The sequence below is a fragment of the Rathayibacter sp. AY1D9 genome (assembly GCF_002932395.1).
Lineage (GTDB): Bacteria > Actinomycetota > Actinomycetes > Actinomycetales > Microbacteriaceae > Rathayibacter.
Map to the genome: position 1 here is coordinate 118328 of NZ_PSVQ01000003.1, position 22180 is coordinate 140507.

Here is a 22180-nt window from a genome sequence, read left to right on the forward strand (position 1 = left end):
GAACGGGTCAGGGGGAACGGGTCAGGGAAGCCGGCTCAGGGCCCGACGGCTCCGGCGGGGAGGAGCCCGAACTCGACGAGCTCGTCGTCGGTGAGCAGTCGGCTGCGGATCATGAAGCGCTTGCCCTCGGGGGCTTCGACGCTGAATCCGCTGCCCCGCCCGTCGACGAGGTCGACGGTGAGGTGGGTGTGCTTCCAGTACTCGAACTGGGAGCGGGACATCCAGAAGTCGATCGGGTCCAGGCCGTCAAGCCGGAGCGACTCGACGAGCACGTCCGAGGCGCCGGTGCGGAACATCCCGGCGGGGAAGCACATCGGGGAGCTGCCGTCGCAGCATCCGCCCGACTGGTGGAACATGAGCGGCCCGTGCAGCGCCGTCATCCGGCGGAGCATGCTTGCCGCCTCCGCAGTGACGTCGACCCTCGTGGAGGTCATGGGTGGTGCTCCTTCGCTCGTTGTGCGGAATGTCTATATGCGCCCGACCGCTGACGGCGGACGCTCCTCCGGGCGGCATCTCGATACGCCGCAGCGCGGACTACTCGATCAACATGAGGGGGCGCCCCCTCGTCCGATGCCTCGCCCGAAGAGCCGAGCACCGTTCTCCCGCGCGCCGCCAGGTGCCTCACCCGCAGGGCCGAGCACCGTTCTCCCGCGCGTCGCCAGATGCCTCGCCCGAAGGGCCGAGCACCGTTCTCCCGCGCGCCGCCAGGTGCCTCGCCCGCAGGGCCGAGCACCGTCCTTCCGCGCGCCGCCAGGTGCCTCGCCCGAAGGGCCGAGCACCGAACGACGGATCCGCGTGCCAGCGGATCCGTCTCGGTGCGAACGCTCCCCGTTCCTCCCCACCCGGCCACGTCGGCGAGCCGACCGCGGCACGGGCGACGAGGAACGAGGAGCCCGTGCGAACCAGCTCAGAAGAAGCCCATCGGTCCTTCCGCGTAGGAGACGAGGAGGTTCTTCGTCTGCTGGTAGTGGTCGAGCATCACCTTGTGGTTCTCGCGTCCGATGCCCGACTGCTTGTAGCCGCCGAATGCCGCGTGCGCGGGGTACTGGTGGTAGGTGTTCGACCAGACGCGGCCGGCTTCGATGGCCCGGCCGGCGCGGTAGAGCTGGGCGCCGTTGCGGCTCCACACGCCGGCGCCGAGGCCGTAGAGGGTGTCGTTGGCGATGCCGATCGCGTCGTCGAAGTCGTCGAAGGAGGTGAGGGCGAGGACGGGTCCGAAGATCTCCTCCTGGAAGATGCGCATCGAGTTGCGGCCCTCGAACACGGTCGGGTTGACGTAGTAGCCGCCGCTGAGCTCGCCGCCGAGGTCGGCGCGGTCGCCGCCGATGAGCAGCTTCGCTCCCTCCTGCTTGCCGATGTCCATGTAGGAGAGGATCTTCTCGAGCTGGTCGTTCGAGGCCTGGGCGCCGATCATCGTCGCGGTGTCGAGCGGGTTGCCCTGCTTGATCCGCTTGACCCGCTCGAGGCCGTCACCGACGAAGTCGTCGTAGATCGAGCGCTGCACGAGCGCCCGCGACGGGCAGGTGCAGACCTCGCCCTGGTTGAGGGCGAAGAACGAGAAGCCCTCGAGCGCCTTGTCGTAGAAGGAGTCGCGTTCCGCGGCGACGTCGGCGAAGAACACGTTGGGGCTCTTGCCGCCCAGCTCCAGCGTCACCGGGATGAGGTTCTCGCTGGCGTACTGCATGATCAGGCGGCCGGTGGTCGTCTCGCCGGTGAAGGCGATCTTGCGGATGCGCGGGTGGGAGGCGAGCGGGGCGCCCGCTTCGAACCCGAATCCGTTGACGACGTTGAGCACACCGGCGGGGATGAGGTCGCCGATCAGGTCCAGCAGCACGTGGATGGACGCCGGCGTCTGCTCGGCCGGCTTCAGCACCACGCAGTTGCCCGCGGCGAGCGCCGGCGCGAGCTTCCACACGGCCATCAGGATCGGGAAGTTCCAGGGGATGATCTGCCCGACCACGCCCAGCGGCTCGTGGAAGTGGTACGCGATCGTGTCGTGGTCGATCTCGGAGACGCCTCCCTCCTGCGCGCGGATCGCTCCGGCGAAGTAGCGGAAGTGGTCGATGGCGAGGGGGATGTCGGCGGCGAGGGTCTCGCGCACGGGCTTGCCGTTCTCCCACGTCTCGGCGACGGCGAGCAGCTCGAGGTTCGCCTCCATGCGGTCGGCGATCTTCAGGAGCATGTTCGAGCGCTCGGCGGGGCTGGTCTTCCCCCAGCTCGCGAACGCCTTCCAGCCCGCCTCGACGGCACGGTCGACGTCGGCGGCGGTGCCGCGGGCGATCTCGCAGAAGGGCTTCCCGGTGATCGGGGTGATGTTCTCGAAGTACTGGCCGCTCGCGGGGGCGACGTACTCGCCTCCGATGTAGTGGTCGTAGCGCGAGCGGAAGGAGGCGACGGATCCCTCCGTACCTGGATTCGCGTAGACCGTGGAACCCGGCTCCTGCGGTGCCTGCTCGGCGACCTGGTCGGCGTACAGCGTCATGTGGACCTCCATCGACGTCGTTGTCGTGGGCGCGGGGTGGGCGCCCGGTCCTGACGCTACGTCGCGGGGGGTTGCACGACGTTGCACGGGTCGACGCACCGGCGGGAGCGGCGAGGACGGAGACCGGACCGGCCGGGCGGAGACGCGGCCGCCCGAGGAGGAGGGCCCCGCGGCCCGGACCTCAGACGCTCGCGAGCAGGTGCTGGGCGATCCGGCTCATGTAGACGCCGTAGGTCACCGTGGCCGCTGCGGCCCCCGCGCCGACCCAGGACCACACCTGCGGCCAGGCGGAGCCGTCGACGAGGACCACGACGACTCCGATCGCTCCGACCAGCGTCGTCCAGGTGGCGAGCCAGAGGTCGAGGGTCCGGCCGAAGATCCTCGCCATCGGGTAGAAGTGCAGGCCCACGATCACGGCGATGGCCGGCACGAGGAACCGCTCGAGCCCGGTGCCGGTGAGGACGCCCACCGCGACACCGATCAGCACGCCCTCCGCGGCGAAGACCGCCCCGAACAGCAGACCGTTCGGCTTCGCCGCGCGGTCGGCGTCGGTGAGCTCCACCGCCATCCTCCGCCGGGCGACGAGGAGGCGGACGGCCTGCACGGCGAAGACCACGGCCGCGAGCGCGCAGACGGTCACGGCGGTCGTCGCCGCCGGAGCCGGCCAGCCGACCGTGGTGTCGCTCGCCCACCACATCGTGAAGACCGCCATCAGGAGCAGGCCCCCCGCGACTCCGCTCGCGAGGGCCCGGGGAGGTGGTGCGAGGGTGCTCATGCGTCGAGGCTAGCGAGACGGTTCCGCGGCCGGACGGCTCCGGCGGGACTCCCGGGAGCGGACGGGACGGCTCAGCGCTGCTCCGCCTCGATCGTCTCGAGGTGCGCGGCGACACCGGCACGCCGCGGCGAGCGGGGCGGGAGGACGCGCAGGAGCTCCCGCCACACCTCCGCGTCGTCGCGGCCGTCAGGGCCCTCCGCCCAGGCGAGGAGGGTCGCGGGCGCCGCATCGGCGAGGACGCTCGCCCGCACCCGCAGGCGCAGCTCGCCGGCGATCGCCCGGATCCCCGGCGCCTCGGACGAGGGCAGCGGCGCGCCCCGGTACGCGTCCAGGGCGAGGCGGTGGGAGCCGCGGTCGAGCAGGCCCAGCACCTGGCGGGCGTCGAGGTCGACCGGGCTCGCCAGGCGGTAGGGGCGCGAGAGGGGCACCAGGCGCGGGAGGGTCGGCTCGAGCGCGCGGCGCAGCCGCACCATCTCGGCGCGGACGGTGACCACCGCGTCGTCCCGGCCGTGGAGCAGGAGGGCGAGCTGCTCGGCCGAGAGCCCGGCCCGGTGCCAGGCGAGCAGGGTCAGGATCTCGGCGTGCCGGGTGCTCAGCTCGAGCGTCGCTCCGGCGGCCGTCACCAGGCCCGTCTCGCGCCCGAGGACCCGCAGGCTCGGCGCCCGGGCCGCCGCTGTGCTCCGTGCAGCGGGCCGCCGCGGGCGGAGGAGCCGCTGCACCATCAGCTCGCTCTCGACGGCGGCGGCGGTCGCCTCCATCAGCGGGAGGGTCTGCGGGGCGACGACGTCGGCGCCTCCGGTGATGTCGATCACTCCGAGGATCTCGTGCGTCTCGGGGTCGTGCACGGGGACTGCGGTGCAGCTCCACGGGTGCACGAGCGAGGCGAAGTGCTCGGCGCCGTGGATCTGCACGCCGTGATCGAGCACGAGGGCCGTCCCCGGCGCGGACGTCCCGACGTCGGGCTCGGCCCACGCGGCGCCCTCGACGAACGACATCCCCTCGGCGAGGCTCTTGAGGTGCTGGTCCCCGTCGATCCAGAGCAGCCGCCCGAGCGCGTCGCCCACCGCGACCAGCACGCCGCTGTCCTCGTCGGCGTCGCGTACCAGCAGGCGGCGGATGACCGGGAGGACCGAGGCGAGCGGATGCCCGGTGCGGTACTCGCGGAGGTCGTCTCCCGAGAACGAGAGCGGTGCCGTCAGCCGGTCCGGATCGAGGCGCCGCCGCCGTGCGCGCTCCCACGACTCCTCGACCAGCGCGCGCCGCCGACCGCTGCCAGGGCGGGCCAGCCACGGGTTGGTCATGCGCTCCGCCTCGTCGTCGGGTCGGTGGGACTCGACGCTACTCCGCGGAGCGCGCCGGCGCCTCTCTCCGCGCACCGGAACGGCCGCGCCCCCGCACCGCCAGCAGCAGCACCGCCGCCACCAGCACCGCGACGCCCAGGACGGCTCCCGCGGTCAGCCGCTCGCCCAGCACCGCCACGCCGAGGAGGGTCGCGGTCGCCGGCTCCAGGAGGGTGAGCGTCGAGACGGTCGCCGCGGGAAGCGCTCGCAGGCCGCGCGCGAAGAAGGTGTAGGCCACGGCGACCGTCACCACTCCGAGCCAGAGCACGGCCGGGATCGAGCCGGAGAGCCGCGACGGATCGCCCAGCAGCAGGAACGGGAGCGCCAGCAGCGCCGCGGCCCCGAACTGGGCTCCCATGGCGGCGACGGGGCTGAGCCCGCGCTCGAGCAGCAGCTTGCCGCAGACGGCGTAGAGCGCGTAGGAGGCGCCGGCGCCGGCCGAGGCGGCGAGGCCGGGGAGCGTCACGCCGCCGGATCCGCCGCCGCTGAGGAGCACCACGCCGACCGCGGCGAGCGCGGTCGAGGCGAACCAGCGCGGGCCCGGGGTCGTCCGCAGGACGAGCCACTCCAGCAGGCCGGTGAAGGCGGGAGCGGAGCCGAGGGCGACGATCGTACCGACCGCGACGCCGTTCTGCGCGGTGCCGGTGAAGAAGGCGGGCTGGTACGCGGCGACGCCGACCGCTCCGAGCACGACGAGCAGCACGACGGCGCGGGTCGGGCGGGAGCGGCTCCGCCGGCGCAGAGCCTCCACGCCGAGGAGAGCGGCCAGCAGGGCGCCGCCGAGGACGATGCGCGCCGCCCCGAGGAGGAGCGGATCCACGCCCGCCGCTCCGAGGGCCTGGGCGGTCCCCGTCGTGCCGAAGCAGACGGCGGCGAGGAGGACGGCGCCGATCGCCGAGGTCCGGGCCCCGCTCATCCCGCCCTGCTCCCCCGGCCGCCTGATGACCGGCTCCCAGTGTCCCAGGGATGGGCGCGTGCTCTTCCGCCTCTCGCACCGGGGGCCCAGGATGGAGGGACCGGACTAGCGGAGGAGCACGACGTGGGCATCGCGGAACCGTTCGACCTCGAGGACCACCACCGCAGCGCGCACGGCGCCCTGCGCGAGCACTTCTCGGTGCGCGAGTTCGAGGAGGTGCCGCTGGACCGCGAGGCCATCGTCGCTACCGCGTACCTGCGGGCGATCGAGCACGCCACCGTGGCCCGGGTGCTCCCCCTCGCGCGCGCCCACCCCGACGAGCAGGTCCGCGCGTTCGCGTCCGTCTGGGCCGCCGAGCGGCACCGGATCGCCGACGCCCTGGGCGACGTGCTCGCGGCCTCGCCGCAGATCCGCGGCATCGACATCCGCCCGCCGGAGCCGACGGTGAGGTCGCGCCCGCTCCTCGACCGCGCCGCGGCCTCCCTCGCCGGCCCCGTCGCGCTGGCCCTCGCGGTGGACGCCCGGGTCGCGGTGCACGGCTACCGCCGGCTCGCCCGGCTCTCGCTGCACCCCGAGATGGAGCGCCTCGCCGAGACGGTCACGGGCATCCTGGAGCGGCAGGCCGACTTCTTCACGGTGCACGCGGCGGGACGCCTCGGACGCCCGCTGCCGCGCCGGGTGCAGGCGGCCGGCCTGCTCGCCGTGCTGCGCCTCCCGATCGGCGAGGCCGACCTGCCGGAGGCTCTCGCGCGCGAGGGCCGGGAGCTCGTCTTCGGCCGGGACGACGGCGGACTCGACGGGATCGACGCGGGCGTCGTCGCGGCGTTCGCGCTGCCCTGCACGGCGGCCCGGCGGCTCGTGCACCCGTACCGGCCGGTGTCGATCCGTGCCGCGCACCGCCTCGGACGGCTCGCCGCCGACACCCGCGCCGCCGTCACGACCCTGCTGGAGCAGGTGCGCGAGTAGCGGCGGCGCTCAGCCCAGCAGCTCGCGCACGTCCTCGGCGGTGATCCCGCCGGTGGCCGCCGCGCCGTCGTCCGACATGACCGCGGCGAAGAGCGCGGCCTTCGCCTCCTTGAGGGCCATCACCTTCTCCTCGATCGTGTCCTTCGCGACCAGGCGGTAGACCATGACCGAGCGGGTCTGGCCGATGCGGTGCGCGCGGTCGACCGCCTGCGACTCGGTGGCGGGGTTCCACCACGGGTCGAGCAGGATGCAGTAGTCGGCCTCGGTGAGGTTGAGCCCGAAGCCGCCGGCCTTGAGCGAGATCAGGAACACGCCCGCCGCGCCCGAGCGGAACCGCTCGATGACCTCGTCGCGCTTCTTCGTCGCTCCGTCGAGGTAGGCGTACTCGATGCCCGCCGCGTCCAGCCGGCCGCGGACCCGGCCGAGGAACCGCGTGAACTGGCTGAACACCAGCACGCGGTGCCCCTCGCCGAGGGCGTCGCCCAGCAGCTCGTCGAGCAGGTCGAGCTTGGTCGAGGGCACGCTCTCGTGCGCCTCGTCGACCAGTGCCGCGTCGAGCGCGACCTGGCGCAGCACGGTCAGCGCGCGGAAGATCGCGAAGCGGTTCTTCTCGAAGTCGCCGATCAGGCCCAGCACGCGCTGCCGCTCCCGCGCCAGGTACGTGTCGTAGACCTTCCGCTGCTTCGGGCCGAGCTCGACCTCGAGGGTCTGCTCCTGCTTGGGCGGCAGCTCCTTGGCGACGAGCTCCTTGGTGCGCCGCAGCATCAGCGGGCGGATGCGCCGCCGCAGCTGCGAGAGCTTCTCGCTGTCGGCCTCGCGCTCGATCGGCTTCTGGTAGAACTCGACGAACCCGGCGGGCGAGGGGAACAGGCCCGGAGCGACGATCGACAGCAGCGACCAGAGCTCCATCACGTTGTTCTCCATCGGCGTTCCCGTGATGGCCAGCTTGAAGGGCACGTCGAGCCGGCGCGCGAGCTGGTGCGTCGCCGACTGGCGGTTCTTGACGAACTGCGCCTCGTCGAGGAGGAGCCCCGACCACTGGATGCCCGAGTACGACTCGTAGTCGAGCCGGAACAGGGCGTAGGAGGTGACGACCAGCTCGGCCTCGCCGATGACGCTCGAGAGCGCCTTCCGCTTCTTCTTCGACGTCTCGTCGATCCCGACGACGCGGAGGTCCGGGGCGAAGCGCTTGGCCTCGCCGACCCAGTTGGGCACCACGCTGGTGGGCGCGACGACGAGGAACGGGCGCGGCGAGGTGCCCGCCTCCGCGGCCGCGGCGCGCTGCTCCTGCATCACCCGGGTGACCAGGGCGAGGGACTGCACGGTCTTGCCCAGGCCCATGTCGTCGGCGAGCACGCCGCCGAGCTGGTTGTCGTAGAGGAACGAGAGCCAGTCGTAGCCGAGCTGCTGGTAGGGCCGCAGCTCCACGGCGAAGCCCTCGGGCAGGACCCGCGACTCCAGCGCACCGGTCGCGGTGAAGCCGGAGAGCCCCTCCACGGAGCGGCGCCAGGCGGCGGCCTGGGCCTCCACGACGCCCAGCTCGACCAGCTCGTCCCAGAGGGAGGACTGGAACCGGCTGATCCGCAGGGTCTCGCCGGGGTCGTCCGAGAGCTCGCGGGCCTCGGCGATCAGCTCGCGGAGGCGGCCGAACCGCTCGTCGTCGAGGGCGAAGTAGACGCCGCTGGGCAGCACCATGTACTCGTCGCCGCGGGCGAGCGCGAGGAAGATCTCGGCCAGCGGGACCGCCTCGTCGTTGACGGTGACGGAGATCTCGAGGTTGAACCAGTCGCGGCTGTCGGGCTGGGCGACGGTCTGCACGGCGACCACGGGGGCGGTCTGCGCCTCGCGGTACTCGACGCGCTCGCCGATCTCCTCGATCTCGACGGTGCCGAGCTCGCGGAGCCGCTCGACCTCGCCGGTGAGGAAGCCGACGGTCTGCATGCCGCGCAGGTCGAAGGTGGGGCGCAGGCGCCTGCTCGACGGGGACACCAGGGCGGGCGTCGACTCCGGGTCGAGACCCGCTCCCACGAGGGAGTCGAGGATCCGCTGCTCGGCCTCGGGGTCGCGGTAGCCCGCGTCCTCGCCGACCCGCAGCGGGAGCCGCTCGGCGTCCACGCCGCCGCGCGCTCCCTCCACTCCGTAGCGCCACCACCACGAGCCGCGCAGGCCCGCGCCGTCGGTGTGCTCGAGGGTGAGGCCGAGGCGCGGCTCGGGCACCGCCGGCGCCTCGAAGGAGCCGTCACGGGAGACGATGTCGAACAGCCGGTGCAGCCGCTGGTAGTGCTCGGTGAGGAACGCCGACTCCTCGGCCACCGGGATGCGGATGGCCTCGCGGCTCCAGAGGAACGTGCGCGCGGAGGACAGCAGCGGCGCGGCGAACGGGATGAGCGTGACCGGGCGGGCGCGCATCTCGTCGCCGCCCTCCCACGTGTAGAGGCCGACGGCCGGGTCGCCGATGAAGCCGAACTCCTCGGGCGCCGGGTGGTCGCCGATCGCGACGAGCGAGCGCAGCTCGAGGCCGGCGGCGGTGCGCGTGACGTCGATGGAGGCGGTCGCCGTTGTGTCGAGGATCTTCAGCGGCGTCTGGTCGCGGTCGCCCATCACCAGGCCGATGCCCGCGCGGACGGCGCCGTGCAGGGCCGCCCAGATCGCCTCGCTCCGGCACTGGTCGAGGTAGAGCCAGGTGTCGGGCGAGTAGTAGCTGGAGGCGCTGTGCCCGGAGAGCAGGCCCTGCATCTCGCGGATCACGTCGATCTGGCGCTCGTCGTAGTCGTGGCTGTAGTGCAGGTAGCCGAGGTCGCGCCAGCTGGTGCCGGTGCGGACCCAGCGATCGCGGTCGCCCATCCGCACCGGGCGCACGCCCAGGCGCGGGCGCGGCTCGGGCGGCGGCCGGTAGGAGTTGTAGCGGCCGGGCGGGCGACGCACGGGCTCGCCGGGCAGCAGCTCGAACTGCAGGCCGAGCGGGATGCCGGTGTGCGAGCGCTCCGCGCCGGCGAGGAGCGGGGCGAGCGCGCTGCGCCACTCCGGGACGGCGTCGACAGCGGCCTCGCCCGGGAAGGGACCGGCCACTCCGCCCTCGCGCTCGCGGCGCAGGGCCTCGATCAGGACGGCGGCGACGTGCTTGCACTCGTGCTTGACCGGGCAGCTGCAGGCGCCGCCGAGGAGGGTCCAGTGCTCGCCCTCGTCGCGGAGCTGCACGCTCACGGCGTACGGCGAGCGCCCGGATCCGCGGACCTGGCCGAAGAGGCGGGTGCGGCCGCCGAACCACTGCAGCTCGCGCACGCGGCCCTCGTCCGCGTAAGCGGTGCCCTTCTCGACGGCGGCGGTTCCGACGAGGGCGCGGATGTCCTGCTCGGAGAAGGGCTCGTGGCCGGCGGTCACCGGCCCGGGTGCGGCCGACGGCAGCACCTCACCGGGGGGACTCTGGCGGGCCATGGACCTCACGCTCTCCGCGCTCGAACGAGCGCATCCGTCTATTCAACCCGATTCCGGAGGCGCTGCGAGCCGCGGGCCGGGATCCGTGGAGGACGCACGGCCGTCCCTACGATGGAGGGATGCCCCGTCTGGCCGTCGTCTCGGCGCACACCTCCCCGCTCGAGCAGCCGTCGACGGGCGACGCGGGCGGGATGAACGTGTACCTCGCGACGGTGCTCCCGGAGCTGGCTGCGCTCGGCTGGGAGATCGAGGTGCTGACCCGCGGCGAGGGCGTCCGGATGCTCGCGCCGGGTGTGCGAGTGGTCGGCGTGCCGGTGCCGGCGGGCGACAAGTACGCGCTGGCGGCCGCGGCGCCGCAGTTCGCGCGCGCCGCGGAGGGGGCCGACGTCGTGCACTCCCACTACTGGGTGTCGGGCCTCGCGGGGGCGCTCACCGGCAGGCCGCACGTGCACTCGATGCACTCGGGCTCGCTCGCGAAGAACGCCCGGCTCGCCCCGGGCGACGTCGCGGAGCCGCAGCAGCGGATCGACGCGGAGCACTCCGTGCTCGCCTCCGCCGACGCGATCGTGGTGGCGGGCGCCTCGGAGCGGGAGGACGTCGTCAGCGGGTACGGCGCGGATCCGGACCGGGTCGTCGTGGTGCCGCCCGGAGTCGACGCGCGGTTCCGCCCGGGCGGCGGCGAGCGCTCCGGAGTCGTCCTGATCGGCCGGGTGCAGCCGCTCAAGGGGCAGCTGCTGGCGGTCGAGGCGCTCGCGGCGATGGCGCCGGCGGAGCGGCCGGTGCTGCGGCTGGTGGGCGGGGCGGCACCGGGCCGGGAGTCGTACCTCGACGCGGTGCGCGCCGTGGCGGCTCCGCTGGGAGACCGCGTGCTGATCGAGGGGGCCGCCGACCGCGACCGGGTGGCGGAGCGGCTCCGGAGCGCGCAGCTGGCGCTCGTGCCCTCGGCGGCCGAGACCTTCGGGCTGATCGCGCTCGAGGCGGCCGGCAGCGGCACTCCCGTGCTCGCGCGCAGGACGACCGGCCTGGTGGACGCGGTGCGCGACGGCGGGAGCGGAGTGCTGCTCGACTCCGACTCCCCCGCGGCGTGGGCCGAGGCGATCCTGACCATGCTGGGCTCGCCCGGTGAGCTGGCGCGTCTCGGCCGCGGCGGCGTCGACTGGGCGGCCGCCCACTCCTGGCCGGCCGCCGCCGCCCGGCTGGACGCCGTCTACCGCGGCCTGTCGGCCCGCTGAGGGAACGGCGGACCCTCGATGAACCCAGCGCCTTCGGAATGCCACGACGGGTCGGGATTCCCTCGGTGCAGGGACGGGTGTCAATCGGCGATGGCGGGGGCCCCGGGGTCGAGGCGGGCGCCGCGGGTGGAGCGGTACCAGGGCGCGAGGCGGTCGGGCGAGACGGCGACCATCGCGGCGCCCGTGAATCCGGCGTCGTTGCCGAAGCGGGCGGGGACGATCTCGGTGCCGATGTCGAGGAAGCGGGCGAACTCGTCGAAGACGTGCGCCGCCGCGCCGCCGATCACGAACAGCTGCGGCGAGAGCAGCATCTCGAGGTGCCGGTAGTAGACGCTGAGGCGACCCGCCCACTCCTCGAGGGTGATGCCCTCGCGCCGGACGGCCGAGAAGCCGACCTTCGGCTCGAAGTCGGGACCGTCGATGTGCAGGTGACCGAGCTCGGAGTTGGGGATCACCACGCCCTCGTGGACGAGCGCCGTCCCGATGCCGGTGCCGAGGGTGGTCAGCAGGAGGAGGCCCTCGCGTCCGCGCATGGCCCCGAACTCGCGCTCGGCGACTCCTGCCGCGTCCGCGTCGTTGACGACGACGACGTCGACCCCGGTCGCCTCCGAGAGGAGGGCCTGCGCGTCGAGCCCGACCCAGCGCTGCGAGACGTGGGTGGTCTGGCGGACGACGCCGCCGCGGACGATCCCGGGGAAGCCGACGCCCACGGGCGTGCCCGCGATCGGCGAGACGTCCCGGACGATGCCGGCGATCGCCTCGGCGAAGTCCTCGGGCTCCTTGCCCAGCGGGTTCGCGACCGCGAAGCGCCGAGCCGCCCGCTCGCCGGTGGTGACGTCGACGAGGGACGCCTTGATCGACGTCCCCCCGATGTCGACGCCGACGGCGAAGCGCGGGAGGAGGCCGTCGTGGGGCTGGGTCACGGATGCTCCGTCTGCAGTGGTGGGCGAGCGCGGGGACTCGCGAAAACGGTCGGCCCGTCGGATCCGGGATCGCGACGAGCCGAAGGCGATTCTACGAGCCGTCAGGTGCGCGCGGGCTCCGAGAGGGCGCGGAGGACGAAGTCGATCACCGGCTCGTAGAGATGGACGGCCAGCCCGTCGTCGATCGGGACGACCACCTCGATCGAGCCCTGCGCCTCGGCGACGAACACCGCCGGGTCGTTGCAGTCGGCGATCGCGATGACCGGCAGCCCCCGCCGGCCGGCCGCGCCCGCGAAGCCGTGGTCGGCGACGACCAGGTCGGGGCGGATGCCGAGCTCGTCGAGGCGGTCCAGCAGCGCGTCCATCGGCTCCGGCGAGTGCGTGTGCTGCAGCCCTCCCCCGCGGTAGACGCAGGTGACCCCGCCGGTGCACCACAGGGCCTGGTGCTCGTCCGCGAGAGGAACGCGGATCCTGTCGGGGGCGGCGAACGGGAGCGCGTTCACGTCGATCACGCGAGCGCCCCGCTCCGTCGCGGCAGCAGCGAAGCGGCGGTAGACGTCCATCAGGGTCGCGGGGTGCGCGGTGGCGAACAGGAGGAGCGCCCCCTCGCGGACAGCGGCGGCGAACCGGTCGCGGTAGCGGGCGAGCCCCGCGACCGTCAAGCGGGCGTCGATCCGGTCCTGCCCGCTCTCGAAGGAGGGGTCGGTGCTGATCCCCACGCGCTCCCCCATCAGCGCGAGCAGTCTCTCGAGCGTCCAGTCCTCGGCCACGTCCACCCCGTAGAGGTGCGCGGGCTCGCGGGCGGCGAGGCCGCGGAGGTTGCCGAGGTTGCTCGCGCGGCCGGTGAGGACGTCCCCGGCGAGGAGGGAGGAGTCGAGGTACGCCTCGAGCTCGGAGTCGGGAAGCGGCATGCGGGACCTCTCGATCGACGGGGAGCTCCCAGGCTACGGGCAATTCAGGTGTTGACATCCGATCCTTCACCGATATATCGTTACTGCATCGCCGACAGATCGGAAGCAGCCGCTCCCGACGGGCGACCGGATCCGATCGAAAGGGATCCCCTCACGACAGAGAGCAGCACACCCATGAACTCCAGGACCTTCTTCTCCGACGACCGCCGCGACTCGTGCGACGGCGACCACTCCTCCCGCCACGAGCACCCCGGCCGCGGACAGCGCCGCGGACCCGGCGGTCACGGCCGCGGCTTCGGGCCCGGCTTCGGCTTCGGCCCGGGCTTCGGCCCCGGCTTCGGCCCCGGCTTCGGCGGCCCCTTCGGCCGCGGCGGAGGACGCGCCCGACGCGGTGACGTCCGCGCGGCCCTCCTCTCCCTCCTCTCCGAGAAGTCCTCGAACGGCTACGGCCTGATCAAGGCCATCGCCGAGAAGACGAACGGATCGTGGCGTCCCAGCCCCGGCTCCGTCTACCCCACCCTCCAGCAGCTCGTCGACGAGGGCCTCATCACGGCCGTCGGCGAGGGCCGCGGCACCGAGTACCAGCTCACGGACGCGGGCGGCACCTACGTGCGCGAGCACGCCGACGAGCTCGACGCGGCCTGGGAGGCCACCCCCGGCGCGAGCGACGCCGATCGCGCCTTCATGGAGAACGTCGGCAAGCTGATGGGCGTCGTGCAGCAGTTCCGCGGAGCGACCGAGGCGCAGCGCGCCGCCGCGTCCGCCAAGCTCGACGAGACCCGTCGCGCGCTGTACCTCATCCTCGCCGACTGACCTCGGCTCCCCTCCCGCGATCCGTCGCGGGAGCCCCGGACGGACGGGACCCCCTCGCCTCGGCGACAGGGTCCCGTCCGTTCCTCTGTCTCGGGAGCCGGCGCCTCAGCGGGCAGCGGACAGACGGGCCAGTCCCTCGTCGAGGGTGACCGACGGGCTCCACTGCAGATCGGCGCGCGTGCGGCGCTGGTCGAACCAGTGCGCGGTCGAGAGCTGCTCGGCGAGGAAGCGGGTCATCGGCGGCTCGTCGGCGCCGGGCCGCACGGCCCACACGCGCTCGACGAGCGAGCCCGTGGCGCGGGCGACGGAGGCGGGGACGGACCAGCGCGGCGGCTCGACGCCCGAGGCGCGGCAGATCCCGGCGAGCAGCTCGGCGACCGGGCGCGGCTCGCCGTTGGTGACGACGTAGGAGCGGCCGTGCACCTCCTCCGCCCGCCCGAGAGCGGCGACGATCGCCGAGGCGGCGTTGTCGATGTAGGTGGAGTCGATCAGCGCCTGGCCGTGCCCGAGGAGCGGCAGCCGGCCGGCGCGCGCCCGCTCGACGATGCGGGCGACGAGCTGGGTGTCGCCCGGACCCCAGACCAGGTGCGGGCGCACGGCGACCACCGCGAAGCCGGGGGCGTCGGCAGCGAGGGCCAGCAGCTCGGCGCGGGCCTTGGTGCGCGCGTAGTCGCCGCGGGCCCGGTCCGGATCGGCGGGCTCGGCGTCGTCGCCGGTGATCGAGGAGCCGGAGTGGGCGACGGAGGGCGACGAGATCTGGACGAAGCGGCTCACGCCGGCGCGGGCGGCGGCGGCGAGCAGACGCCGGGTGCCGTCGATGTTCACGCGGTCGAAGTCGCCAGGATCGCCGGCGAGCGAGACCTTCGCGGCGAGGTGCACGACGCCCTCGGCCGCGTCGACGGCCTCCTCGACCGCGCGCGGATCCGCCAGCGAGCCCCGCGCCTCCTCGACGCCCGCGACCCCGGAGGGCCGACGCTGGAAGGTGCGGACCTCGTGCCCCTGGGCGACGAGGCCCGCGGCCACCGCACCGCCGAGCAGGCCGCTCGCGCCGGTGACCAGGACCCTCACGGCGCCACCATCCGGCCGCCGGCGAGCACGCCCTCGGCCCAGCGCGAGAGCGCGGCCCGGTCGATCTTGGAGTTGTGGCGGATGTCGGTGGGCAGCGCCGGGACGACGAGAACCGCGGCGACGGGCCGGGCGACGGCCGCGCGCACCTCGGCGGCGAGGGCCTCCTCGGCCAGCACCACGCGGCGCGCCCCCGAGCGCAGCTCGACCACGGCGACCAGCTGCGCGACTCCGCGCGGGCCGGCTCCGACGATCGCGGCGCGGGCGACCGAGGCCACGCGCGCCTCGATCCGCTGCTCCGGTCCGACCGGCGTGACCACGCCGTCGGGAGTGACGACGACGTGCGGCATGCGGCCCTCGACCCAGAGGCGGCCGGCGGAGTCGATCCGCCCGACGTCCCCGGTGCGGTGCCAGCGCTCGCCCGGGACGGCGCCGACGCGGGCGGCACGGTCGGTGAGCCAGAGGCGCTCGTAGTGGTCCTCGACGTGACCGGCCGAGACGACGATCTCGCCGGTCGTGCCGGTGATCTCCTCCGGCTCGTCCGCGGCGCGGCCGTCGGCGTCGAGCGGGGCGATCCGCAGCCGGACGCCCGCGGCGGGTACGCCCACGCAGACGCCTCCGCGCGGATCGTCATCGGCGGCGGCCTCGCGGATGCCCTCCAGCGACGCGTCGGTGAGCAGCAGCCCCTCGGTCATGCCGTAGGGAGTGCGGGCGGAGGCGTTCGGCATGAGCGCCTGCGCCTCGCCGAGCAGTCCCGCCGAGACGGGGGCCCCGGCCGAGAGGAAGGTGCGCACGCCGGCGAGGGCGCGGTGGTCGTCGGCGTCGAGCGCGCCGGCGGTGGCCACGACGTTGGCCAGTGCGGCCGGCGAGAGGAACAGCACGGTCGCGTCGACCCGGGCGGCGGCCGAGGCGACGGCGGCCGCGGTGAGCGTCCGGGGCGCGGTGACGTCCATGTCCGGAGTGGCGGAGCGCGTGCCCAGCGCGGGACCGAGCAGGGCGAACGGCGCGAAGCCCGCGACGAGGCCGGTGCCCGGTCCGATCCCGTACTGGCGGGCGAGCGCGTCGCGGACGCCGGCGAGCTGGCGGTGCGTGTAGACGACGCCCTTGGCGGGGCCGGTCGAGCCGGAGGTGAACAGGATCGCGGCCACGGCGTCGGCGGCGGGCGCCTCGCCCAGCGCCTCCGGGTCGGCGGCCAGCTCGGCGCGGCCGAGCTCGATCAGCTGCCCGAGCGAGGTGTCGACCCCGAGGGCCGAGGCGGAGGCGCGGGGCAGGGTCTGCGTCGAGACCCGGCCGCCGGGCCAGCGGAGGGCCCGCGCGACGGTGAGGCCGGGCAGGGCGCCGACCACCAGATCCGGCCAGGCGCCGCGGACCGCGCGGGTGAGACCGCGCAGGCCCAGGCCCGCGTCGGCGACGACCACGACGGCTCCGATGCGCAGGCACGCGTAGAGCAGCGCCGTCAGGTCGGCGCCGGGCGGCACGAGGAGCGAGACGCGGTCGCCCGAGGAAACGCCGGAGGCGCGGAGCCCGGCGGCGAGCTCGCGGACCCGCTGCGAGAGCAGGCGCCACGAGACCGAGCGGGGCCCGCCGCCTCCGGGAGGCGCCATCTCGACCAGGGCGAGCGAGTCCTCCTGCGCGTTGCGGTCGAGGTGCGCCCACAGCGGCTCGACCGGCGCGGTCGGGCGGCGGACGTCGGGGGCGGGGTCGCCGCCGAACGGCTCCTCGGCGTCGGAGAGGTCGCCCAGCCAGGTGAGGACGGCGGACGAGTAGTCGACGTCCTCGGCCACCAGGTGGCCCGCCCCCTCGTAGCGGTGGACCTGCGCGTGCGGGAGGCGGTCGACGAGGTCGTCGAGGTAGCGGTCGGAGAAGATCGGGTCCAGCGGGCCCCAGAGCATCAGGGCCGGCGTCGTCAGGGCACTGACGCCCTCGGCGATGCGCTGCAGCTCCGGCTCGCTCGGGTGCGCGGAGTCGACCGGGATGTCGGCGACGAAGCCGCCCACTCCGCCGCGGCGCGACGCGGACCGGTAGGGCGCGCGGTACCCCTCCTTCACCGCGGAGGGCAGCGCCGGGTGCCCCAGCGCGAGGGTCGTCTCGAGGAAGGCCGGCGTGCCGACCGTCGAGGCGCCGAGCACGCCCGAGGCGAGCGCGAGCCGGAGCGGGGCCGGGATCGGCTCGTCGGCGCTCTGGTGGATCGCGGTGTTCAGGAGCATCGTGGCGCGCAGCTGCTCCGGGTGGTCGACCGCCCAGCCCAGCGAGACGACTCCGCCCCAGTCGTGGCCGAGGGTGACCACGTCGTCGAGGCCGAGCACGTCAGTGAGGCTGGAGAGCTCGCGCACGCGGTCGGCGAGCGTGTGCAGGGTGCCGGTCCGCTCGGAGAAGCCCATCTCGAGCTGGTCGACAGCGACCACCCGCCAGGCGGGGCCTCCCCGGCGGGCGGACTCGAGCGTGGCGGCCGCGAGCCGGCGCCAGAGGTAGGACCAGGTGGGGTTGCCGTGCACGCAGAGGACGGTGCCGACGGGCTCCGTGCCGAGGGCCTCACCCGTGTCGAGCAGGTGCCAGCGGCGCGGCACGCCCTGGGCGTCCGGAGCGTCGACGAGGCGCGACCACGCGGGATCGAGCCCGTCGAGCCCGGCCGGGGGCAGCTGCGCCGCGGCCGTGGAGCCGAGCGCTCCGCGGATCCGCTCGGCCGGGTGGGGCGCGCTCACCAGGCGATCTCGAGCATCGCGGTGTTGATGCCCGAGCCCACTCCGATGAGCAGCACCCGGTTGCCCGGCTGCAGGGTCTCGGCCTCCTGGGCCAGGGTGATGGGGATCGACGCCGGGCCGACGTTGCCGAGGGTGGGGTAGGTCGTGGGGACGCGGCTGCGGTCGATGCCGACCGCCTTCACCAGGGCGTCGGTGTGCACGTCCGACACCTGGTGCGTGATGTAGCGGTCCATCCCGCTCCAGTTCCAGTCGCGGGTGGCCTCCTTCCACGCCGAGAGGACGAGCTCCATGCCGCCCTTGAGCAGCGCCTTCGCGTCCGTGAACATGCCGTCGACGCTGCCGACGCAGAGCTCGTTGAACTGCGTGGCCGCGCGGGTGATGCCGCCGAGGATGCGGTGGCCCTTGGGGTGCTCGTCGGCCGGGCCGAGGACGGCCGCCGCGGCGCCGGAGCCGAGAGTCAGGCTCGCGAACTCGCTCATGAAGTCCTTGCGCTTGACGCCCTCGCGGCTCAGGCGCTCGATGGTGTTGACCTGGATCTCGTCGGCGTCCTCGCCGTCGATGATGAGCGCGTAGCGGATCTGGCCGGAGTCGATCAGCTGCGCGGCGAGGGTCATGCCGTTGACGAAGCCGAGGCACGCGTTCGCGATGTCGAAGTTGATGGCCGACGAGGGCAGGCCGAGCCCGTGGTGCAGGCGCACGGCGACCGAGGGCTCGAGGTGCTTGCGGGTCACCGACGTGTTGATGATCAGGCCGATCTGGTCGGCGCGGACGCCGGCCTCGGCGAGAGCGCGCTTGCCCGCGTCGATCGCCGCTCCGTCGAAGCCCTGCTCGGAGCCCCAGTTGCGGCGCTCGTGCACTCCGGCGACGCGCTGGAGGAGCCCGGTGGGGAGCCGCAGGCGCTTGAGCGCCGGAGCGAGCCGCGCCTCGATCTCGGCCGAGGTGGTCACGCGCGGAGCCAGCGTGGTCGCGACGGACAGCAATGCGACGTTGCGGTGCGTGGTCGTTGCGTTTCCGTCCAACGGAACTCCCTGTCGAGTTGTCGATCCTGGCATGTGCCTCCGTGATTTTACGCTGTCGTTCAGGCTGCGCTTCCTGGACGCCCGCTGGGCGGTCGCGGAACGCGTCCTCGGCGGCCGGGCGGGGGCTCCTCCCCCGGAACGACGGGCGAGGAGCCGCCGAGGCCACACGCGACGCGCGGTGTCAACCCACCCGCCGGGGCGTCAGGTCCCCATCGCCCACGGCTCGCGATCGCCGCGGAGGCGGGCGGCGAGCGCCATCGCCTGCTCGTCGGTCAGGGTCGCGACGTAGTCGACCACACCGCGCCCCCGGCCGAGCCGCTGCAGCGCGGCCGGGTCGGAGGTCGGCCGGCCGCGCTCGTCCGCCGGGAGCCAGTCGGGGTGGTCGGCGCGCAGGCGGAAGTAGCCGTCGGTCGCGAGCTCGATCAGGTCGAGCAGCTTCTGCGGAGCCCGCGAGCCGTCGCGCGGATCCTCCAGCCAGGCGTCGAGGTGGGTCACCAGCGTCTCGAGCACCTGCGACTGGCCGCGCTGGTAGGTGGCGAAGTCCGGCCGGTCGATCACGAAGCGGGTGTGCACGAACTTCAGCACGGCCACGTCGTGCCAGGCGTCGGGGAGGAGGGAGAGGTGGCCCGAGCGGACGTTCGGCTCGGCGAGCACCACCACGGAGCGCTGCAGGCGGCCGATCCAGGAGGAGACGAAGGCCTCGATCGCGCGCTCGGTGCGCGTCGATCCGTCGAAGGGGAGCGCGAGGAGCCCCTCGACCAGCTCGGTCGACACCCGCTCCACGGAGGCGCGGAAGTGCTCGTCGCTCGCGATCCACGGGTCACGGGCCACGAGCCTCCGGCGGAGCATCTCGAGCGAGTGCCCGGGGGCGCGCGCCCACAGCTCCTCGGCGTCGAGGGCGGCGAGCGCGTTCTGCTCGCGGAGGAAGGCGCGGAACTCCACGGCGACGGCCGCCTGCTGCAGCACTCCCGCGCGGTAGAAGTCGTCGAGGTCGTGCAGCGAGTAGGCGATGTCGTCGGCGACGTCCATCACCGAGCACTCGAGGGTCTGCTGCCAGGGGGCGATCGCGGCGAAGCCGGAGCGGGCGTCGAGCAGGTCGTCGAGGTCGAGCGTGTACGCCGAGAACTTCGGCGGTGCGGTCTCCCACCGGCTGGCGGTCGAGCCGCGGGGCAGCTCGGTCGGGTCGGCGGAGTCGATGCCGGGGCGGTGGACCGTCCGCCCCCACGGGTACTTGAGCACGGCGGCTCGGGAGGCGGCGGTGAGGTTCAGCCCCACCTCCACCGTCTCGCAGACGTCGAGCTCGGAGAGGATCCGGAACGACTGCGCGTTGCCCTCGAAGCCCTCCGCGAGCCCCAGCCGCTCGCGCGCGAGGCGGTCGAGCGCCTGCTCGCCGAGGTGGCCGAACGGAGGGTGGCCGAGGTCGTGCGCGCTGGCCGCGGCCTGCACGACCACCGGGTCGCAGCCGCCGAGCCGCTCGACCAGCTCGCGCTGGGCGGGATCGGTGGTGGTCAGCTGCATCGCGATCGCGCGGGCGACCGCGGTGACCTTGATCGAGTGCGTGAGCCGGTTGTGCACGACCTGGCCGACGCCCGAGGGCGAGATGACCTGGGTCACCGCGGAGAGGCGGGCGAAGTAGGGCGAGAAGCGGATCCGCTCCAGGTCGACGCGGTACTCGGGGTACTCCTCGCCGGTGGCGAACCGGTCGACGGGCTCGGGGATGCGCCGGTCGCGGCGGTGGTCGTGCGGGGCCGAGGCCCGCGGGGCCGTCGTCTCGGGGAGTGCCGGCTCGCTCATGGCTTCACCCTAATCAGGGGCGCGGGGGCGGAGGGACCGCGCCGCTCCGGCGGCCGGCGTCGCTCCTCCGGTCGGCGTCGCTCCTGCGGCGAGACACCGCGTCCGCCGGCGAGGCACCGCGGGGACGGCGGCGCCTCGGGGAGCGCACGAACACCTCGGCGGTCCGGTGGGCGAGGCCGGCGCCTCGGCGGACGCCGGGACGCCCCGCGGCAGCCCGGCCGGCGGGCGAACAGGAGACGCCGGGCGCGGACTCCCGTCAGGCGGACTGCTCGCGCGGGGCGACGGCGAGGTGCACGGCCGCGGCGACGACCGTGCCGAGGACGTAGGCCGCGATGTCGAGCCAGGAGAAGGTGGTGCCGACGACGAGGCGGAGCGGCGCCCACAGCTCGACCAGGCGCGCCGCGACTCCGATCGCCTGCAGCTGCTCCATCGCGATCGACCAGGCCAGCGCGATCCCGGCAGCCGTCACGCCCGGGATGCGCGGCAGGAGCACCGCGATCAGCAGCGCCACCAGCACGACGTAGGCCACTCCGCCGGCGAGGTCGGCGAGCAGCCCCGTGAGCACGAACCGCAGCGCCAGGCCCAGGCCGAGCACGGCGACGGCCGCGAGGGCGAAGCGGAACCGCGCCTTCACCGGTCACGCTCCTCGAGGGCGCGCTGGAGGCGGTCGAGAGCGAGGAGGAACGTGCGGTCGTCGGCCACGCGCCAGCCGAGGGCGGCCGGGGCGGCGACGACCAGGGGCACGAGGACGGTGCGCGGGCGCCGCCTCGCCGCACGCAGGACGGCGGAGGCGGGCGGCGGGGCGAGGACCGCCAGGACCAGCGCGCGGACCCGGTGGGCACCCGAGGGCGAGGTGCCGACGCCCACCGACACGATCCGATCCCACTCGGCGATGCGCAGGGCGTCTGCGCGCTCGGCGGCGAGCTCGAGTCCGTCGCGGCCGACGGCCAGCACCGCGGCGGCGGCGGCCGGAGCGGCGGAGGCGGGTGCCGCGATCCGGCGCAGCGCCCGGGCGAGCTCGGGAGTGCGCAGGACGGCGAACCCCTCGGTGACGGCGGCGAGCGCCGCCAGCCGGCGCTGCCGCTCCGGGGCGGCCTGACGGACCCGGGCCCGGACGGCGGCCGGGGCGGGCAGGGGCGCGGCGAGCAGCGCGGTCGGCTCGAACCGCGTGCGCGGGGGCAGCGGGACCGCCGGCGGCGTGCGCGGCGGGGGCTCGCCCCAGTACGGCGTCGATGCGGGATCCATGCGCCCCTCCCTCCTCGCGCGGCTCCGAGCCGCCCCTGAGATCATCCCTCCTCCGCCCTCCCGCCTTGCCGAGAGGGCTCGGCGGGCTTACCATGGAGTACCCCCCGGGGGTATGCCGCGACCGGCGTGCCGACCGGACGCCCACCGGGCCGATCGACCGGATCGGACCGGATGCACGACACAGGAGGACCCATGAGCACCAGGATCGACCTCGGCCTGACCGCGAGCGGATCGACGGGAGGCTGCGGCTGCGGCGGAGGCGGCGCCTGCGCGTGCGGCGGCCACGGCGACGCCGGCCGCTCCGACGCCGGCCACGCGGCGCAGGGCTCCCTGTCGGCCGCGTCCGTGCAGAGCTTCGGCGTCGCGGGCATGACCTGCGAGCACTGCGTCCGCAGCGTCACCGAGGAGCTCGCCGCCTACCCCGAGGTCTCGGCGGTCGACGTGTCCCTCGCCCCCGACGGGGTCTCGACCGTCACGGTCGGCTCCTCCCGGCCGCTCGGCCGCGAGGAGATCGCCGCCGCCGTCGCCGACGCGGGCTACCGCCTCGCTCCCCTGAGCTGAC

At 74.5% G+C, this 22180-nt stretch carries 18 protein-coding genes; 4 read left to right on the top strand and 14 right to left on the bottom strand.

From position 1 onward, the window contains the following. Nucleotides 1-35: 35 nt before the first annotated feature. The 5 genes from C5C50_RS03080 to C5C50_RS03100 all read right to left on the bottom strand — a co-directional run bounded on the left by C5C50_RS03080 (nucleotide 36) and on the right by C5C50_RS03100 (nucleotide 5513). Entirely contained in the window at nucleotides 36-434 is a 399-nt protein-coding gene (locus C5C50_RS03080; protein ID WP_104233437.1) for a DUF779 domain-containing protein, read from the bottom strand. Between the two features lie 473 nt (nucleotides 435-907). Then, nucleotides 908-2482: an aldehyde dehydrogenase family protein gene (locus tag C5C50_RS03085; protein ID WP_104233506.1), complete on the bottom strand. Its 1575-nt coding sequence runs from the start codon at nucleotides 2480-2482 to the stop codon at nucleotides 908-910. Nucleotides 2483-2663: 181 nt separating this feature from the next. Continuing rightward, a complete protein-coding gene (locus C5C50_RS03090; protein WP_104247016.1) occupies nucleotides 2664-3257 on the bottom strand; it encodes a hypothetical protein in 594 nt (197 codons plus the stop codon). 71 nt (nucleotides 3258-3328) lie between these two features. Further along, complete coding sequence (locus C5C50_RS03095; protein WP_104224191.1) at nucleotides 3329-4558, bottom strand: GAF domain-containing protein; 1230 nt, start codon at nucleotides 4556-4558, stop codon at nucleotides 3329-3331. Between the two features lie 37 nt (nucleotides 4559-4595). After that, nucleotides 4596-5513: an EamA family transporter gene (locus C5C50_RS03100; RefSeq protein ID WP_104247015.1), complete on the bottom strand. Its 918-nt coding sequence runs from the start codon at nucleotides 5511-5513 to the stop codon at nucleotides 4596-4598. A gap of 123 nt (nucleotides 5514-5636) precedes the next feature. On the opposite strand from C5C50_RS03100, the gene C5C50_RS03105 reads away from it, so the two are divergent. Next, complete coding sequence (locus tag C5C50_RS03105) at nucleotides 5637-6479, top strand: hypothetical protein (RefSeq protein ID WP_104225933.1); 843 nt, start codon at nucleotides 5637-5639, stop codon at nucleotides 6477-6479. Nucleotides 6480-6488: 9 nt separating this feature from the next. Here C5C50_RS03105 and C5C50_RS03110 read toward each other — a convergent pair whose 3' ends face one another. Then, complete coding sequence (locus tag C5C50_RS03110; protein WP_104224188.1) at nucleotides 6489-9914, bottom strand: DEAD/DEAH box helicase; 3426 nt, start codon at nucleotides 9912-9914, stop codon at nucleotides 6489-6491. A gap of 119 nt (nucleotides 9915-10033) precedes the next feature. Between C5C50_RS03110 and C5C50_RS03115 the strand changes: the two genes are divergently transcribed. Further along, nucleotides 10034-11146: a glycosyltransferase gene (locus tag C5C50_RS03115; RefSeq protein WP_104272802.1), complete on the top strand. Its 1113-nt coding sequence runs from the start codon at nucleotides 10034-10036 to the stop codon at nucleotides 11144-11146. 80 nt (nucleotides 11147-11226) lie between these two features. On the opposite strand, the gene C5C50_RS03120 is transcribed toward C5C50_RS03115, so the two are convergent. Both C5C50_RS03120 and C5C50_RS03125 read right to left on the bottom strand, forming a co-directional pair. Then, nucleotides 11227-12069, bottom strand: a complete 843-nt coding sequence (locus C5C50_RS03120) for an ROK family protein (protein ID WP_258061252.1) — start codon at nucleotides 12067-12069, stop codon at nucleotides 11227-11229. Between the two features lie 101 nt (nucleotides 12070-12170). Further along, nucleotides 12171-12980, bottom strand: coding sequence for a phosphatase (locus tag C5C50_RS03125; RefSeq protein ID WP_104272803.1), 810 nt, complete (start codon nucleotides 12978-12980; stop codon nucleotides 12171-12173). 174 nt (nucleotides 12981-13154) lie between these two features. Between C5C50_RS03125 and C5C50_RS03130 the strand changes: the two genes are divergently transcribed. Further along, nucleotides 13155-13793, top strand: a complete 639-nt coding sequence (locus tag C5C50_RS03130) for a PadR family transcriptional regulator (RefSeq protein ID WP_104272804.1) — start codon at nucleotides 13155-13157, stop codon at nucleotides 13791-13793. Nucleotides 13794-13898: 105 nt separating this feature from the next. Here the strand turns inward: C5C50_RS03130 and C5C50_RS03135 are convergent, their stop codons facing one another. The 6 genes from C5C50_RS03135 to C5C50_RS03160 all read right to left on the bottom strand — a co-directional run bounded on the left by C5C50_RS03135 (nucleotide 13899) and on the right by C5C50_RS03160 (nucleotide 21618). After that, nucleotides 13899-14861 (bottom strand): NAD(P)-dependent oxidoreductase, encoded by a 963-nt coding sequence (locus C5C50_RS03135; RefSeq protein WP_104272805.1) that lies wholly within the window; start codon nucleotides 14859-14861, stop codon nucleotides 13899-13901. Next, on the bottom strand, nucleotides 14858-17560 hold the full coding sequence (locus C5C50_RS03140) for an alpha/beta fold hydrolase (RefSeq protein ID WP_258067616.1): 2703 nt from the start codon (nucleotides 17558-17560) through the stop codon (nucleotides 14858-14860). Before C5C50_RS03140 ends, C5C50_RS03135 begins: the two co-directional genes overlap by 4 nt. Continuing rightward, complete coding sequence (locus tag C5C50_RS03145; protein WP_104224183.1) at nucleotides 17557-18612, bottom strand: 3-oxoacyl-ACP synthase III; 1056 nt, start codon at nucleotides 18610-18612, stop codon at nucleotides 17557-17559. Before C5C50_RS03145 ends, C5C50_RS03140 begins: the two co-directional genes overlap by 4 nt. Nucleotides 18613-18780: 168 nt before the next feature. Then, on the bottom strand, nucleotides 18781-20373 hold the full coding sequence (locus tag C5C50_RS03150; protein ID WP_104233447.1) for a deoxyguanosinetriphosphate triphosphohydrolase family protein: 1593 nt from the start codon (nucleotides 20371-20373) through the stop codon (nucleotides 18781-18783). Between the two features lie 256 nt (nucleotides 20374-20629). Continuing rightward, nucleotides 20630-21007 carry a DUF2809 domain-containing protein gene (locus C5C50_RS03155; protein ID WP_104272806.1) on the bottom strand — a complete coding sequence of 126 codons (378 nt, stop codon included), beginning with the start codon at nucleotides 21005-21007 and terminating at the stop codon, nucleotides 20630-20632. After that, a complete protein-coding gene (locus tag C5C50_RS03160; protein WP_104272807.1) occupies nucleotides 21004-21618 on the bottom strand; it encodes a hypothetical protein in 615 nt (204 codons plus the stop codon). The genes C5C50_RS03155 and C5C50_RS03160 overlap by 4 nt, the downstream gene beginning before the upstream one ends. Before the next feature lie 192 nt (nucleotides 21619-21810). Between C5C50_RS03160 and C5C50_RS17225 the strand changes: the two genes are divergently transcribed. After that, nucleotides 21811-22179 (top strand): heavy-metal-associated domain-containing protein, encoded by a 369-nt coding sequence (locus C5C50_RS17225; protein ID WP_104224180.1) that lies wholly within the window; start codon nucleotides 21811-21813, stop codon nucleotides 22177-22179. The last annotated feature ends 1 nt before the right edge of the window (nucleotide 22180 follow it).

Bases quoted from the DNA above. Each gene is read 5' to 3' on its own strand.
- C5C50_RS03080 (WP_104233437.1), bottom strand. From the start codon at position 434: ATGACCTCCACGAGGGTCGACGTCACTGCGGAGGCGGCAAGCATGCTC.
- C5C50_RS03085 (WP_104233506.1), bottom strand. From the start codon at position 2,482: ATGACGCTGTACGCCGACCAGGTCGCCGAGCAGGCACCGCAGGAGCCG.
- C5C50_RS03090 (WP_104247016.1), bottom strand. From the start codon at position 3,257: ATGAGCACCCTCGCACCACCTCCCCGGGCCCTCGCGAGCGGAGTCGCG.
- C5C50_RS03095 (WP_104224191.1), bottom strand. From the start codon at position 4,558: ATGACCAACCCGTGGCTGGCCCGCCCTGGCAGCGGTCGGCGGCGCGCG.
- C5C50_RS03100 (WP_104247015.1), bottom strand. From the start codon at position 5,513: ATGAGCGGGGCCCGGACCTCGGCGATCGGCGCCGTCCTCCTCGCCGCC.
- C5C50_RS03110 (WP_104224188.1), bottom strand. From the start codon at position 9,914: ATGGCCCGCCAGAGTCCCCCCGGTGAGGTGCTGCCGTCGGCCGCACCC.
- C5C50_RS03115 (WP_104272802.1), top strand. From the start codon at position 10,034: ATGCCCCGTCTGGCCGTCGTCTCGGCGCACACCTCCCCGCTCGAGCAG.
- C5C50_RS03125 (WP_104272803.1), bottom strand. From the start codon at position 12,980: ATGCCGCTTCCCGACTCCGAGCTCGAGGCGTACCTCGACTCCTCCCTC.
- C5C50_RS03130 (WP_104272804.1), top strand. From the start codon at position 13,155: ATGAACTCCAGGACCTTCTTCTCCGACGACCGCCGCGACTCGTGCGAC.
- C5C50_RS03145 (WP_104224183.1), bottom strand. From the start codon at position 18,612: ATGCCAGGATCGACAACTCGACAGGGAGTTCCGTTGGACGGAAACGCA.
- C5C50_RS03150 (WP_104233447.1), bottom strand. From the start codon at position 20,373: ATGAGCGAGCCGGCACTCCCCGAGACGACGGCCCCGCGGGCCTCGGCC.
- C5C50_RS03160 (WP_104272807.1), bottom strand. From the start codon at position 21,618: ATGGATCCCGCATCGACGCCGTACTGGGGCGAGCCCCCGCCGCGCACG.
- C5C50_RS17225 (WP_104224180.1), top strand. From the start codon at position 21,811: ATGAGCACCAGGATCGACCTCGGCCTGACCGCGAGCGGATCGACGGGA.